Raw genomic sequence first — 13,540 nt, 5'->3', positions numbered from 1 at the left:
TATAAAATTACTTTTGTTTACGACGACGCATAAATGCAAACGGCGCAGCAAGTAAAGTTAACCATGCTAGTGAACCAGAAGAGCCATTGCTTTCAGGCTCTGGCGTTGGAGTCACTGGTTGAGGGTCGGCAATCGTATCGTTAACAACGATTGATACTGTTGTCTCCTCTGCAGTAGTTCCCGATGCTTCACGTACTGTGTATGTAAAGCTATCTTCACCAGAGAACTGTGCATTAGGTGTGTAGTCAATAGTGCCATCTTCTTTTACTGCTGTTGAACCATTTGCAGGTGCAGATACAACTTCAACAGTCGACGCTACAAGACTCCCCTTAATTCTTACACCTTTATGCGCAGAGAATTCCGCATTTTCTGTTTCTGATGATGCAACTGCATCAAACACAAAACGAGATTCAGCCATATCGTTAGCTAACACATCAATATTAATAGTTTGCTCTTCATCAACTTCCACTGAGTCTGCAGCAGTATAATGGCTACGATCTTTTGCAAAAGCTTGGTACTGAATATCAACAGTTCCGCCTTTAATCTGATCAACTAGGTAACCACTACCAATACCTGTTCCTGTAGGGACAGTGTCTAGCATTGCGCCGACATTACCATCAGCAGACTCCACACCCGCAGAATACGGCGCTGGTAAAGCAGGAACATCGATGTAATTTATACGTACTTCATCTGTACCTTCTTTGAGAATTACTTGGAACGTGTACTTATCGCCAGTAGCGCTATTCCAAAGCTCAACATCATGCCACTCAACTACTACGTAACCACTCTCAAACTGCGCAACATATATTTCACCGCCACCAGTTCCACCCGCTAAGTCGAAGTCAGCCCATAATGGAGCAATTACACCACTTGGTGATTTTGAGTTTGGCATTGCTTGGGGCGCATAAGATCCATCAGTATTTACATCTGCACCAACAGCTATAAAGCCATTATCTGAGATTGTAAATGCTGAGTACTCTTTACCATCAAAAATAAAGTCAGCTTCTACAGTAATCGTTATCTCATCACATCCATCAGGGCAAGATTGTGGCTCAAAGCCTTCATCTGCAAGTGATAATGTATCTAAAAAGTCACTACTGTTAATAGCAAATTCTTTTGCCCCAAGTGTACCAGTCCAAGTTAACTCTTTATTGTCTTCACTTAATGTTACCTCACCAGCACCATTTGTTACTTCAACTACAGGAGCCGCACCAGTTAGTAACTCAGCATTTTCATCAAGCTTCACATTTACTGATAGCTCATCGGTAAATAGAGTATTATTAAATCGCACACCTACTTTTGCAGGAGTAGAAGAGTTTAAAGAATCTGCATCTACTGTTGCGCTAAATACACTGCTATTGGTTGCTTCGTTATCATAAACAGCAAATGGTAAATGCGCTACTTGTCCTGTCTCACTGTGAGTCCATACCACATGACCAAAGTTCCAGCCTTTAACATCATTAAACGTTGAGTCAATATCAAGGTTAAACTCAGCTACATCAGTACTTGTTTCTGTACCTTCTGCATCTGTTGAAGTAGAACCATGTGCGCCAAGCATAACAGTGCTAGGAGAAACTGTAATTTCAGCCCCTTCCATATCGGTTACTACTTTTGCAGTCCACTCGCCAGCAATGTCTGTCATATTTTGAACTGTGTTAGAAAAGCTACAAACACTTAAACAACTCGGGTCAGCGTAAGAGCCATGGCTAAATGTAAGTGCAGCGTCTAGTGCACTTGGCATATCTAATCGGCCAGCACCTACATCAAAGGCATCAGCTTTGGTGACTAAGTCCTCTTTATGTAAACCATCCATTTTAGATGAGCTCATTAGCGCTGTTTTAATTTGTACTGCATTCCACTCTGGGTGAGCTTGTTTCATTAATGCTGCTGCACCTGCAACATGAGGGCTTGCCATACTTGTACCCGAAATTGCATTAAAGGAAATCCCATTACCTTCATCTGGAGAGTACGCAGAAAGAATATCGGTACCTGGCGCTGCAATATCAGGTTTTAAGAAGCTAGGCTCTCCATTAGGTCCGCGCGAGCTTGAAGAATTTACTGCATCAGTAAATTTCTCTTGAATAGTTCTTTTAACACTCGGATCTAAAGAAGCAATAATCGGCTCTTCAGCATCAGTTAAAAGTTCAACTAAGCTTAAACCATCTTCTTGGCTAATTGCTGAGGCTGGGATTGTAGCATCATCCATAGACATGCCCATTGCGCCACCAGCAACGTTGTTGTGGATAATTACTGCTGTTGCACCTGCTTTCTCAGCATTTGCAACTTTAGCTGAAAATGCACAGCTACCACGAGAAATTAATGCTACAGAGTCAGCAAATGATATATTTTCTGCAAACTCTTCACAGCCTTCAAAGTTATCAGGGGCAATCACCTGCGCAGAAATAATAGGAAGTGAAATAGGGTCTGTTAATAAACCATTGCTCCCTTCAAGACTTAAATATGTTTCGCCAGCAACTTCAACTTGCTGAGAAAAGAATCGACCCGTTTGCGTATTCGCAACTGTTATCCCAGATTCAATACAGCTAGGACAACCAATAGTTTGTGCGCCGTTACCATCATTACCTGCAGCAGTTACAACTACCACACCCGCTTCTTCAGCTGCGGTGAATAAATCACTGTATGCACTGCTTGAAGGGTTACCACCAGCACCGCCGCCCCACGAGTTATTAATTACGTCTGCGCCATCTTTAATGGCCGCTTCTAATGCCCCCATTAGTGCAACAGTTGTACCGCTACCACGGCCATCGGCTGTGTGCCAAAGCGCTTTATAAGCCATTAACTGCGCCGCTGGTGCAACACCTGTAATTGATACGTTGTTATCTTGATAAGTAATTTCAATAGGATTACCAACTGCAGTACCCGCTACGTGAGTACCGTGGCCGTCATAGCCTAAAGGAGATCCAATGTATTCATCTGGGTGAACATCATTAGGAGTTGGACCAAATGCACGTGCTACAATTAGTTTGTTATTACAAAAATTTGCTTCACCGCCTTCAATACGACAGTAATCAGGATTTTCAGCTATATAAGCAGCTTCTTCTTCACTAAATTCTGCAGCTGTAAAACCAACATCTGAAAACATAGGGTTTTCTGGGCGAATACCCGAGTCAATAATAGCAACTTTAATGCCTTTACCTGCTTCAGATTGGCCTCCTAAAGCCTGCCATGCTTGTACGCCTTTAATAACGTCAATAGAGGCATCCATTAAAGTATGGTACTCGGTATCTAAAAATACTTTTTTTACGCCCGAAAGCTTAGCAAGCGCTTCGCGTTGACCTTGCTCGCCCTCAATAACAATACCGTTAAACAACGTGCTAAACGAATGTGATACAGAGCCACCACTTACTGATGCTGCAACTTGCGCTACGCTTTTTTGTTTCGCTTTTAAGTAGCTGCTATATTTTAAAGCTGGCGCTGAAGATAGTTTTATTTTGCTATCACCAGTTACTGCAGCAGATGTTGCTTCAAGCCCTGCAATCCCACCTTTGTAAGTTGCTAGCGGCTCGTCTTCAAGCTGAATGATATAACGTGCTTTAGTAGAAATTGTTTTATCTTGAGAGTACGTTTTAACACTAGATGTTTCTGGCACGTAACCTTTAGATAAATCAGGTGCGGCAACGGCACCGTATGACATCATGGCTAAACCGATAGCTGATGAAAGAGCGGTTCTTTTCATTGTTATATGAGACATTATTTCCCCTAGGATGAGTTTTATATTATTGTAATTACTCAATTCAACATTGTTAGAATTGCAATTTTAATATAAAACTTCAGCACCTATGCTAGCAACAGTGGGATTACAAGTAATTTACAACTAGAGATATTAAAGCCCTTATAAAATCGTAGGGTTATGTATTTAAAAGACTTTTATTTAAATTTGCATTTGTAAACAACTGTAAACCAAACCCGATTTTCTATGGAAAACTCATGAATAACGACGTTATAAACATTTTAACCATGGCCAAAGTTATTCAAACAGCCGTTGCCCCCGTATTTTTAATTACCGGTATTGCCGCCACCTTAGGTGTTTTGTCAAACCGTTTAGCCCGCATCACTGACCGAGCTCGCCAGCTTGAGCGAAAGCTAAAAATAAGTATCGATGAAGATTTTAATAAGTCGCTTGCTACTGAGTTAAGGGCACTGTTAAAGCGCTCTCGCTGCATTCATATCGCTTTTAGTATGAGTGTGCTAAGCGCCTTACTTGTATGCGCTGTAGTTATGCTGCTGTTTTTGTCCCATATTCAATCTATTAATTTAGGGGTAACTATTGCAAGCTGTTTTGTTGCTGCCATGGCTTTATTAATATGTGGTTTTATGTCGTTACTTGGCGAGGTCTTTTTGGCAACCCGCAGTATGCGCCGAGGGATGATATTTGCAGATATAGATTCAAACGATTAACTTTTGATTAATTTTACCGTATTCGCTTGAATAAAAGCAGTGGCTAAGATACAAAAGCAGTAGTCGAGAAATAAATTACAGAGATTAACAAACATGAAATTAAAACAAATTTTAGCTGGGGCTGCTTTCGCAGCATGTACACTTAGCGTATCTGCTAATACTGCATTTAAAGAGCCCGGCGATGCTATTGAATACCGTCAATCTGCATTCTCTATGCTTTCAGTACAAATTAGCGACATGGGCGCAATGCTAAAAGGTAAAGTACCTTTTGATGCTGAGCAGTTTAAAATGCGCGCTAACAATGCAGCTGCGCTGTCTAAAATGCCATGGGAAGCGTTTTACGAAGGTACTGATAAAGGTGATACTGCAGCACTTGCTGACGTATGGGCTGACAACGCAACTTTCGTTAAAAAAGCCAATGCCTTTGCTGCTAATGCCGATAAGCTAGCGCTAGCTGCGCAATCGGGTGACAAAGCTGTAATTGGTAAAGCGTTTGGTGCATGGGCCAAAGGTTGTAAAGATTGCCATAAGCAATTTAAAGACTAATACCTTTAATTTTAATAGTTACAAAAACGGCGCTTATTTAAGCGCCGTTTTTATTTTTCAGCATACTTAACTTAACAAATAGCTAAGTGGCTCTTCACCCCAGGTTACGGCGAGTAGTGCCAAAAGAGCGAAAAAAACAATCCACGCTAACCAAGGTGATTTAGTGTTAACTTGGTTTGTGCTCTCATGGTGCGACTGTTTACCGGTGATCATTGCTTTTACCAACGGCTTACCTTTAATTTTATACACTAAAATAGCAGCCACATGCAGACAAATTGCATAAAACAAAATATCAAAGTTTAGGTGGTGCAGCCAATTGGCAAAATCAACTGTATCACTCGATACATATTCAACTAACGGTCCGTCAGTTAAAATTCCATCGCTACTCATAAGCCCTGTAACTAATTGAATAATAATGAGGGTAAAAAACAATAACACCATATAACTGCCAGGTGCGGAGTGCCCTATATTTTTACTTGGGCTTTTAAACTCTTTAAATACTTCTTTTGGGGAATGAAACAGCGCACTTAGTTTTGCCGTTCGGCTTCCTATTACACCCCATATTAAACGTGTCGCAAGTAACGCAATGGCAAAAAAACCAGCTACAAAATGTAGCTCAATCATGCCCTCTTCAATGCTAAAATACAGTACAGCAATATTAATCACCAACAACCAATGAAAGCTTCTTATAAAGCCATCCCATACTTTTATATTTGCCATACAATTCCTCAATTTACGCTTTTTAAAACAACACTCAGCATGCTCTTTCAATGACTTGACGATACTAAAAGCTATTATTCCAAAGTTTTACTACCACTGCATTAATGATATTACATAATGCAGTATTTATGGCACACTAAACACACACATTTTTAACACCTATGTATAAATGAATATAACTAAACGCGCAGTTTTAAAAGGCTTTTTTGATATGCTTCCGCTTTGCTTAGCGGTCGTACCTTGGGGAATTTTATGTGGCTCTTTAGCTATTCAAAATGGTTTTAGTGCTTTTGAAACACAAGCAATGTCTTTACTTGTGTTTGCAGGTTCAGCCCAATTAGTTGCTATAGAGCTTATGGCGGGTAACACCCCATTATTAACCATTTTATTTACCACATTTATTATTAGCTCTCGGCATTTTTTATATGGTTTAGCTGTGCGCCATAAAGTTATTAACCAGCCATTAAGGTGGCGGTTACCTATTAGCTTTGTACTTACCGATGAGCTATTTGCGTTTTCTCATCACCGTAAAGCGTATAAAACCACACCACGATTAATTTATGCACTCAGTGCGGGCTTTAGTTTTTATATAGCGTGGAATCTTTGGACTCTGATTGGCATAGTTGCAGGTAGCGTATTGCCTGATTTAACCAATTTAGGGCTCGACTTTGCTATTGCCGCTACGTTTATTGCGTTAGTTGTGCCGGGTATAAAAAATATTGCCTCACTTGTTACCGTTATCGTGGCTGGGGTAAGTGCTACATTGCTAAAAAGTACCGGCTTTGAGCTTTGGCTTGTATGTGCAGCACTGCTTGCTATGACCTCTGGTTATTTTACTGCAAGAGCAACAAATAAGCAGGAGCACTCAGTATGATGTTAACTATACTATTGATGGCCTGTATCACCTTTTTTACTCGTTATTTATTTTTACATCAACGTCTTGGCTTTAAAGTTGGCCCTAAAATGCAACAGTTTTTAAGTTTTAGCGCACCAGCGGTGCTAACAGCTATATGGGTGCCGATTATTTTTTTAAATGAAGGCAGTATCAACTTAAATTGGCATAACCCTTATTTAAGCGCAGCCATTGTGGCCATTATAGTTGCTTATAAAACACATAATATTTATTACACAACACTTGCTAGTATGGGGCTGTTTTTAATTTTAAATTAAAGCTAGCTTAGGGCGTGCTAACCTTTAGTGGTTGATTTTACAGCAGTTTGTTTGGTTTTTAGGCAAGACAGAGCTTATGAAGTGTGGTTATTCCCCATAAATAGGCGATAACGCAGCATAAATGCCAAACATGCGCTGCCCTTTGGATCCTTTCTAGGGACGATTAACTCTTTGTTGCTCGGTTTTTACTTAGCCCACTAGGTTACAAACCTCGCGCCGCGATTAGATCGCCCCTAGATTGAACAAATTTCAATCCACAAAGGTCAACACGCCCTAGGGGTTGTTGATCTTTGTTTGTATTTTAGTCAGGTATGCATCGATAACCACATAATAGCGAATGCTAATGAAACCATTGATGCATAGTTCCTTTCTAATTTATCGTACCGAGTTGATACTGCTCTGAAGTGCTTTATTCGTGCAAACGCATTTTCAACTAAGTGTCGATACTTGTATAGATCCCAATCCATATCATTGTTTTTCTTGGTGTTATCTTTACGCCGAGGGATTAGTGGCTCACTTCCATGCTCAGTTACATAGTCACGAATTGATTGGCTATCGTAGCCCTTATCAGCAATCACATAGTCACTTTTAGGCGAATGTTTTATTAGGCTTTCTGCCATAACAAAGTCATTTCGCTGACCACCTGTTAATTCAAAGTGTACTGGGTATCCATAGCTATCAACGGCCAGATGAATCTTAGTTGAAAAGCCACCCCGACTTTTACCTATCGACTCATCTTTGTCGCTCTTTGCACCACTACTATGTTGATGTGCTCGCACAATACTGCCATCAATGAATAGCCATTCAGAATCAGTGATGAGGGCTAAATGTTTAAAAATAGTATTTAAAATGCCTTTCTTAGACCATAAGTTAAAGCGCCTAAACACAGTACTCCAAAGCCCAAAGTGTGGTGGTAAATCTCGCCAAGGAATTCCTGTGCGCATTCGATACAAAATACCTTCTAGCGTCATTCGGTGGTCAAATTTATTATAAACTCGACCACTATTGAGCATTAATTCTTTGAGCTTTAACCAGCGTTTATCTGTTAACATTGTTCTTGGCATAGCAACATCCGTTCTCGGTGGTATGTTTGATTTTTGGCGAAACCAATTATACCTTGTTGCTATGCCGTTTACTTTTTCAACAAAGATCAACACGCCCTAGTAGCACTGCAATTACTAACAGCAATAACCAGGTTAATAATTAGGCTTTTAGTAATACCCTACAACGGGTAGAATGTTGCTAACAATAATAAAAAAGCCTCTATCATGCATGAATTTCATCAATTAAGCGCTACCTCCTTACAAGGTAAACCAATTAACTTTAGTGATTTTGAAGGTAAGGTTGTGCTTATCGTTAACACAGCGAGTGAATGTGGATTTACAAAACAATATGAATCACTACAAGCGCTACATACTAAATACGCGCAAAGTGGTTTGGTTATTATTGGTTTTCCGTGTAATCAATTTGGCAAACAAGAGCCGGGCGACGCGAGACAAATACAACAAGGGTGCTTAATTAACTTTGGTGTGAGCTTTTTAATGGCCGCTAAGGTAGACGTTAATGGCGAGCACGCACACCCAGTATTTAGATACTTAAAGTCTGCACTACCTGGGTTTTTAACCCGAAAAATAAAGTGGAACTTCACTAAGTTTTTAATTGCGGGCGATGGCACACCTATAAAGCGTTATGCCCCTTTTACTAAACCAGAAAAGCTAGAAACCACCATTCAAAAAGCACTCAATAAATTAAGCGCTTAAAAGTAATAAAGAGGCAAATAGCCCCTTTATTGCCATTATTTAGCTTTTTAACATGCTTAAAAGCACATTAAAGCCCTCATAGTGGCGCGTTATTTTTACTAGCACAATTTAGTCTATGTAATCGTTTAAGTCGTCTTCGCCTAGATTTTTACGCAAACGTTTTTGCTCAAGGTAATCTTCAAGCTTCTTTTTTACCTTTTGCTTTTTTTTATCATGCTGATTACGCCCGACCATTTCGTACTCGTCTTCAACAAAATCATCATCTAGCGCATCGTAACTAAATGTTTTACCCACAACCCACTCCATAAAGTGTTTGAGACCAACTCAGGTTATTTGCTGTCGTTGGTGAAATTAAAAATGTTCAGCACTAATTTAGGTATAAATAAGCGCCAAAATAAAGCCACGTGACTATCGTAAATAGCCTTCATGTCAGTATTGTGAATAAATAGCGCTAAATTAAGAAAGTGGGAAGTGAGAGTTTTTTATCGTATCGACAAATATAATTTATCATTTATTTATATTTAGTAAATTTGACTAAAAATTAGCTTAATTATTAAATTACGCACGCAACCAAAAACCATAAGCATTTGTAATTTAACAAAATAAAATAATGGCACCAAACTTGTTAATACATACCTGTCATCAACAATTATTCGAGAAAAACATGAAAAAATTACTTTTAGTGAGCGCTTTAATTTGTACACCGGCTGCAATGGCACATAACGATAATGATTCTGGCATTTCGTTTAGTAATGAACAGTGTAATGTAGAATTTAAAAACGACGTGCGCATTAAGCCTAGCGAGTTAGAAATTTTCACTGCATCTAATCAATTTATGCGTTTTAACAACAACGGTAATTTAACTGTAAATGGCGAAGAAGTTTCAATTAATAGCGAACAGCGCCAGGCCCTTACCCAATACTCAGACACTTTACGTACACAATTACCCGAAGTCGCTAATATTGCCTTAGACGGGGTAAAAATAGCAGGCGTAGCGCTAGAGGAAGTGGCAAACGCATTTAATATTGATGGCCTCAATGATTTATCAGGCCTAATGGACGGCATAAAAGTTGAAGTAGAAAATACATTTTACCAACAAGGTACATTTGTTATGGGCCAGCAGAGTTTTGATCAATTTGGCGAAAACTTTGAGCAGCAGTTCGAACAACAAATAGAAACTGTTGTTGAGTCTGCCGTTATGCAGTCTATGGGCAGCATTTTAGTTGCGCTAGGGTCTGAATTAATGGGTTCGGGTGGCGATATGGATGCATTTGAGCAGCGCATGGAAAACATGGGTGAACAAATAGAAGAAAAAGTAGAGTTACATGCAAATAAGCTTGAACAACGTGCTCACGCCTTGTGTGATAACTTTGCCGATATTGCCCAGCAAGAGCAACAATTAGTAGCACAATTACCTCAGTTAAAAGGCTATGAGCTATTTACCATTAAACAAAACTGATACACAGCACTATATTTAACATCCCTTTGGCAGCACTTACTGTGCTGCTTTTTTATTTTAAGTTATGGGCAAGTACGCCTAATTGAGTAATAGCCTGTTCAATTTCATCGCTCCATTGCACACCATAACTTAATCTAATACAGCTTTTATACTTATTACTGGCTGAAAATATAAGCCCAGGCGTTATGCTTATTCCAGCCTCAAGAGCGAGTAAAAAGAGTTTTTGGCTATCTACACCTTGTCCAAAGTCGAGCCAAATAACACACCCACCTTTAGGATCACTAATACGGGTATTGGCAGGCATGGCGTTTAACAAGCACCAACGCATGCGCTCTTTATTATTACGTAAACGTTGTCTCAGCACTTTTAAATTCCGGTCGTATTCTCCGCTGGCTATAAATTCAGATAACGTCCATTGATTTATAAGCGAGGCTGAACAGCTTAAAGCGCGTTTATGCCTACGTGCCTGCCCTGCAAATTTGCCAGCTATTAACCATCCTATTCGATAACTGGGTGCTGCCGTTTTTGAAAACGACGCACAACTTATTACTAACCCTTTTTTTGAGTAAGCGAGTGCGGGTGTGCCACGCTTAGGGGTAAAATGCAGATCGCCATAAACATCATCCTCAATAAGCACAACATTGTGAGACTCAATAAGATCAACCATTTGCTGGCGACTGTCATTACTCATGAAGCTGCCAACTGGGTTATTTATAGCCGTAGAGAATAAACACGCTTTTATATCGTGTTGCTCAAGTGCATGCGCTAAATCGTTTAACCAAATACCGTTATCTGGACACAGCGGCACCTCTAGCGCTTTTAAACCCAAGCTTTCAATTAGCTCAATAATGCCGTGGTAACACGGAGTTTCTATTGCCACTATATCACCAGGCTTAGTTACACATTTAAGTGCTATCGCCAGCGCTTCTTGTGCTCCGTTGGTAATTACAAGCTCGTCTATGTTTACTCCTATGCCAAACCCTAAATACCGATGCACTAGCTGCTTTTTTAATGGCGCAAAACCATCTATTGGGCCGTAATTTATAACGCTTGAGCCTGCAATTGTCATTACTCGGCGCATCGTTCGCGCTAATGCTTTATCGGTGGGTGCGGCAGCAACAGGGTTTGCAATACCAAAAGGGATTATATTGGGCTGATGTATGGCACTGTAAACTTGTTCTATTAATTCTTGTTTATTTACAGTAACGGGCTCACGGCTTAGCTTTACGCGCTTTGGCAAACTGTAAGCGGTATTTATTACCTTTAAAAAATAGCCCGATTTTTCACGTGCCTCTACTAACCCCTGATCTTCAAGTGCCTGATACGCCTGCTTAACCGTAGGAATACTTATATTTAAATTATCTGCCATTTTACGCAGCGACGGTAGCTTTTCACCTGGGAGCAATACTTGCTGCGCTTGCATATCTTTAATTAGCTCAATAACTTGCTGATATAAAAATTCGGCCTTTTGCTTGGTTACTGTTTGCTGCATAACACACCTTAAATCTGTACAGGTTACATTTATACTTTTCTGTATATGGTAAGTATACAGATAGACTTTAAAATAACCACTTAATCTATTTTTAGAGGTTTGCCATGAAAAGCGCAGCGCTATATCTCACCACCGTTTTAATTTGGGGCTCTACTTGGCTCGCTATTTCTTTTCAGCTAGGCGACATAGCTGTTGAGCTATCATTATTTTATCGTTTTGCCATAGCCGCAGCATTTATGTGGTTATTTGTTGCGATTAAAAAGCCCGATATGCGATTTACATTACTCGACCATGGCTTTTTTGTTTTGCTGGCTGCATCTAACTTTGGCTTAAATTATTTATTACTATATTGGGCGCAAAATTATCTCTCTTCAGCAATGGCCTCTATCGCATTTTCAATGTTGCTAATAATGAACATAGTAAATACTCGTTTGTTTTTTGGTAAGCCAATTGCGAAACGAATATACGGCGGCGCTTTAATGGGTGTTTTGGGTATTATTTGTTTGTTTTGGCCTCATTTACAGCAATTCGACTTGAGTAATGGTGCGTTGGTCGGGTTACTACTTGCCCTTGGCGGTACCTTTGTGGCTTCATTGGGCAACATGATTAGCGTTCGTAACTCCAATCAACAAATTGGTGTTGTACAAGGTAACGCTTGGGGCATGTTATATAGCGCATTAGGTTTGGCTATTTATGTGCTACTAAACGATATAACCGTAAGCTTTAATGCACCTACTAGCTACTGGCTTTCATTACTTTATTTATCGGTATTTGGAACTGTTATTGCCTTTGGCTGCTACTTTGCGCTACTTAAAAATATAGGGCCTGAAAAAGCAAGCTACGCCATTGTGTTATTTCCACTCGTAGCCGTAACCCTAAGTAGTTTTTTTGAAGGCTTTGAGTGGCATGCAAATACCTTTGCCGGTTTTAGCTTAGTGTTACTAGGTAATGCCATTGTACTTACCCCAACAAAAAGAATTAACGCCTATTTAGCAAACCGTTTAATCGCTAAAAATGGCTCCATCCCCAGTTAGAGGCGTTTTTAACGCACTAACACAAAAGCGCCTACCCTACTGTAGGCGCTTTTTTATTGGCTTATGAAAAGCTAACGCGTGTTTTTTAATCGTAACTAAGGCCGGCGTCACACCAACTAGCTCTCCGTCAGCCTCAATAATTAAGTTTGGTGTTTTAATATGTGCTGTATCTAATTGGCTGTAGGTTAATGTACTTATTGCGTGGTGGCGCTTAAAAATTAATTTAATAAAGCTAGCAAGGTTATTAAATAAGTTACCTGCCGGCATTTGGTAGCACTCTAATAAACCATCATCAATTTTAGCTTTAGGCGCTATTTTTAAGCCACCACCAAAGTATTGATGATTGGCAAATACAGTAATTAAATTTTTATATGTATACGTTTTATTTAAAAACACACCTTCTAACGTACTGGCTTGGTATTTAAAAAGCGCCTTAAAACTTGTCCAGCTGTAGAGCCAAGCTGATAAGTTTTGTACGCAACTTAATTTATTGATTACATGCGCATCAAAGCCCACACCCGCAATGTTTATAAAATAACGCGTATTAACTAAACCTATATCTATTTGCTGCGCAGGTGCATTAAAAACAGCGTCCTGCCACTGTTTAGCTGTGCAATTAAAACCACGCGCAAAGTCGTTTCCTGTGCCACAAGGCAATATTGCTAAACTACAACGGCTTTGCATTAAACCATTTACAGCTAAATTAATGGTGCCATCACCTCCAATCGCAACCGCAATTTGACTGTTTAGCGCAGACACTTTAATTTTTGAAAGGTCGTATTCAAAATTACCTGTCGTTTTAATTGTTTTACATTCGATATTTTTAATTTTACAGATTTTTTTTAGCCAATTAACATGCTTTACTGCTTGTTTTTTTACGCTAGGTTTAACAATTATTAACAACTGCAAGTAATATCTCCCTAAATAGCCAACCTAAAGC

At 39.6% G+C, this 13,540-nt stretch carries 13 protein-coding genes; 7 read left to right on the top strand and 6 right to left on the bottom strand.

Annotated elements, in window-relative coordinates:
- Window positions 1–7: 7 nt before the first annotated feature.
- Window positions 8–3,712 carry a S8 family serine peptidase gene (locus PESP_RS00350; protein ID WP_089346272.1) on the bottom strand — a complete coding sequence of 1,235 codons (3,705 nt, stop codon included), beginning with the start codon at window positions 3,710–3,712 and terminating at the stop codon, window positions 8–10.
- A 236-nt stretch (window positions 3,713–3,948) separates the two neighbouring features.
- Between PESP_RS00350 and PESP_RS00345 the strand changes: the two genes are divergently transcribed.
- Window positions 3,949–4,419, top strand: a complete 471-nt coding sequence (locus PESP_RS00345) for a DUF2721 domain-containing protein (protein ID WP_089346271.1) — start codon at window positions 3,949–3,951, stop codon at window positions 4,417–4,419.
- A 93-nt stretch (window positions 4,420–4,512) separates the two neighbouring features.
- Window positions 4,513–4,965, top strand: coding sequence for a c-type cytochrome (locus PESP_RS00340; protein ID WP_089346270.1), 453 nt, complete (start codon window positions 4,513–4,515; stop codon window positions 4,963–4,965).
- A 66-nt stretch (window positions 4,966–5,031) separates the two neighbouring features.
- On the opposite strand, the gene PESP_RS00335 is transcribed toward PESP_RS00340, so the two are convergent.
- A complete protein-coding gene (locus PESP_RS00335; RefSeq protein ID WP_089346269.1) occupies window positions 5,032–5,685 on the bottom strand; it encodes a cytochrome b/b6 domain-containing protein in 654 nt (217 codons plus the stop codon).
- 169 nt (window positions 5,686–5,854) lie between these two features.
- Between PESP_RS00335 and PESP_RS00330 the strand changes: the two genes are divergently transcribed.
- Window positions 5,855–6,559: an AzlC family ABC transporter permease gene (locus PESP_RS00330; RefSeq protein ID WP_089346268.1), complete on the top strand. Its 705-nt coding sequence runs from the start codon at window positions 5,855–5,857 to the stop codon at window positions 6,557–6,559.
- A complete protein-coding gene (locus PESP_RS00325; protein WP_089346267.1) occupies window positions 6,556–6,855 on the top strand; it encodes an AzlD domain-containing protein in 300 nt (99 codons plus the stop codon). The genes PESP_RS00330 and PESP_RS00325 overlap by 4 nt, the downstream gene beginning before the upstream one ends.
- Before the next feature lie 305 nt (window positions 6,856–7,160).
- Here PESP_RS00325 and PESP_RS00320 read toward each other — a convergent pair whose 3' ends face one another.
- Window positions 7,161–7,919, bottom strand: coding sequence for an IS5 family transposase (locus PESP_RS00320; RefSeq protein ID WP_089346266.1), 759 nt, complete (start codon window positions 7,917–7,919; stop codon window positions 7,161–7,163).
- Window positions 7,920–8,123: 204 nt separating this feature from the next.
- Between PESP_RS00320 and PESP_RS00315 the strand changes: the two genes are divergently transcribed.
- Window positions 8,124–8,615 carry a glutathione peroxidase gene (locus PESP_RS00315; protein WP_089346265.1) on the top strand — a complete coding sequence of 164 codons (492 nt, stop codon included), beginning with the start codon at window positions 8,124–8,126 and terminating at the stop codon, window positions 8,613–8,615.
- 108 nt (window positions 8,616–8,723) lie between these two features.
- Here the strand turns inward: PESP_RS00315 and PESP_RS00310 are convergent, their stop codons facing one another.
- Entirely contained in the window at window positions 8,724–8,909 is a 186-nt protein-coding gene (locus tag PESP_RS00310) for a PA3496 family putative envelope integrity protein (protein ID WP_004589020.1), read from the bottom strand.
- A gap of 370 nt (window positions 8,910–9,279) precedes the next feature.
- Here PESP_RS00310 and PESP_RS00305 point away from each other — a divergent pair, with 370 nt between their 5' ends.
- Window positions 9,280–10,074: a YggN family protein gene (locus PESP_RS00305; protein ID WP_089349059.1), complete on the top strand. Its 795-nt coding sequence runs from the start codon at window positions 9,280–9,282 to the stop codon at window positions 10,072–10,074.
- 52 nt (window positions 10,075–10,126) lie between these two features.
- On the opposite strand, the gene PESP_RS00300 is transcribed toward PESP_RS00305, so the two are convergent.
- On the bottom strand, window positions 10,127–11,566 hold the full coding sequence (locus PESP_RS00300) for an aminotransferase-like domain-containing protein (protein WP_089346264.1): 1,440 nt from the start codon (window positions 11,564–11,566) through the stop codon (window positions 10,127–10,129).
- Between the two features lie 104 nt (window positions 11,567–11,670).
- Here PESP_RS00300 and PESP_RS00295 point away from each other — a divergent pair, with 104 nt between their 5' ends.
- Complete coding sequence (locus PESP_RS00295; protein ID WP_089346263.1) at window positions 11,671–12,600, top strand: DMT family transporter; 930 nt, start codon at window positions 11,671–11,673, stop codon at window positions 12,598–12,600.
- Between the two features lie 36 nt (window positions 12,601–12,636).
- On the opposite strand, the gene PESP_RS00290 is transcribed toward PESP_RS00295, so the two are convergent.
- On the bottom strand, window positions 12,637–13,509 hold the full coding sequence (locus tag PESP_RS00290) for a diacylglycerol/lipid kinase family protein (protein ID WP_089346262.1): 873 nt from the start codon (window positions 13,507–13,509) through the stop codon (window positions 12,637–12,639).
- Between the last annotated feature and the right edge of the window lie 31 nt (window positions 13,510–13,540).

Source organism: Pseudoalteromonas espejiana DSM 9414, from assembly GCF_002221525.1.
In the GTDB taxonomy this organism is placed as follows: domain Bacteria; phylum Pseudomonadota; class Gammaproteobacteria; order Enterobacterales; family Alteromonadaceae; genus Pseudoalteromonas; species Pseudoalteromonas espejiana.
The sequence above is the reverse complement of the archived record's forward strand: the minus strand, read 5'-3'. Positions and strand labels throughout refer to the sequence as shown.

Bases quoted from the DNA above. Each gene is read 5' to 3' on its own strand.
- PESP_RS00350 (WP_089346272.1), bottom strand. From the start codon at position 3,712: ATGTCTCATATAACAATGAAAAGAACCGCTCTTTCATCAGCTATCGGT.
- PESP_RS00345 (WP_089346271.1), top strand. From the start codon at position 3,949: ATGAATAACGACGTTATAAACATTTTAACCATGGCCAAAGTTATTCAA.
- PESP_RS00340 (WP_089346270.1), top strand. From the start codon at position 4,513: ATGAAATTAAAACAAATTTTAGCTGGGGCTGCTTTCGCAGCATGTACA.
- PESP_RS00335 (WP_089346269.1), bottom strand. From the start codon at position 5,685: ATGGCAAATATAAAAGTATGGGATGGCTTTATAAGAAGCTTTCATTGG.
- PESP_RS00330 (WP_089346268.1), top strand. From the start codon at position 5,855: ATGAATATAACTAAACGCGCAGTTTTAAAAGGCTTTTTTGATATGCTT.
- PESP_RS00325 (WP_089346267.1), top strand. From the start codon at position 6,556: ATGATGTTAACTATACTATTGATGGCCTGTATCACCTTTTTTACTCGT.
- PESP_RS00320 (WP_089346266.1), bottom strand. From the start codon at position 7,919: ATGCCAAGAACAATGTTAACAGATAAACGCTGGTTAAAGCTCAAAGAA.
- PESP_RS00315 (WP_089346265.1), top strand. From the start codon at position 8,124: ATGCATGAATTTCATCAATTAAGCGCTACCTCCTTACAAGGTAAACCA.
- PESP_RS00305 (WP_089349059.1), top strand. From the start codon at position 9,280: ATGAAAAAATTACTTTTAGTGAGCGCTTTAATTTGTACACCGGCTGCA.
- PESP_RS00300 (WP_089346264.1), bottom strand. From the start codon at position 11,566: ATGCAGCAAACAGTAACCAAGCAAAAGGCCGAATTTTTATATCAGCAA.
- PESP_RS00295 (WP_089346263.1), top strand. From the start codon at position 11,671: ATGAAAAGCGCAGCGCTATATCTCACCACCGTTTTAATTTGGGGCTCT.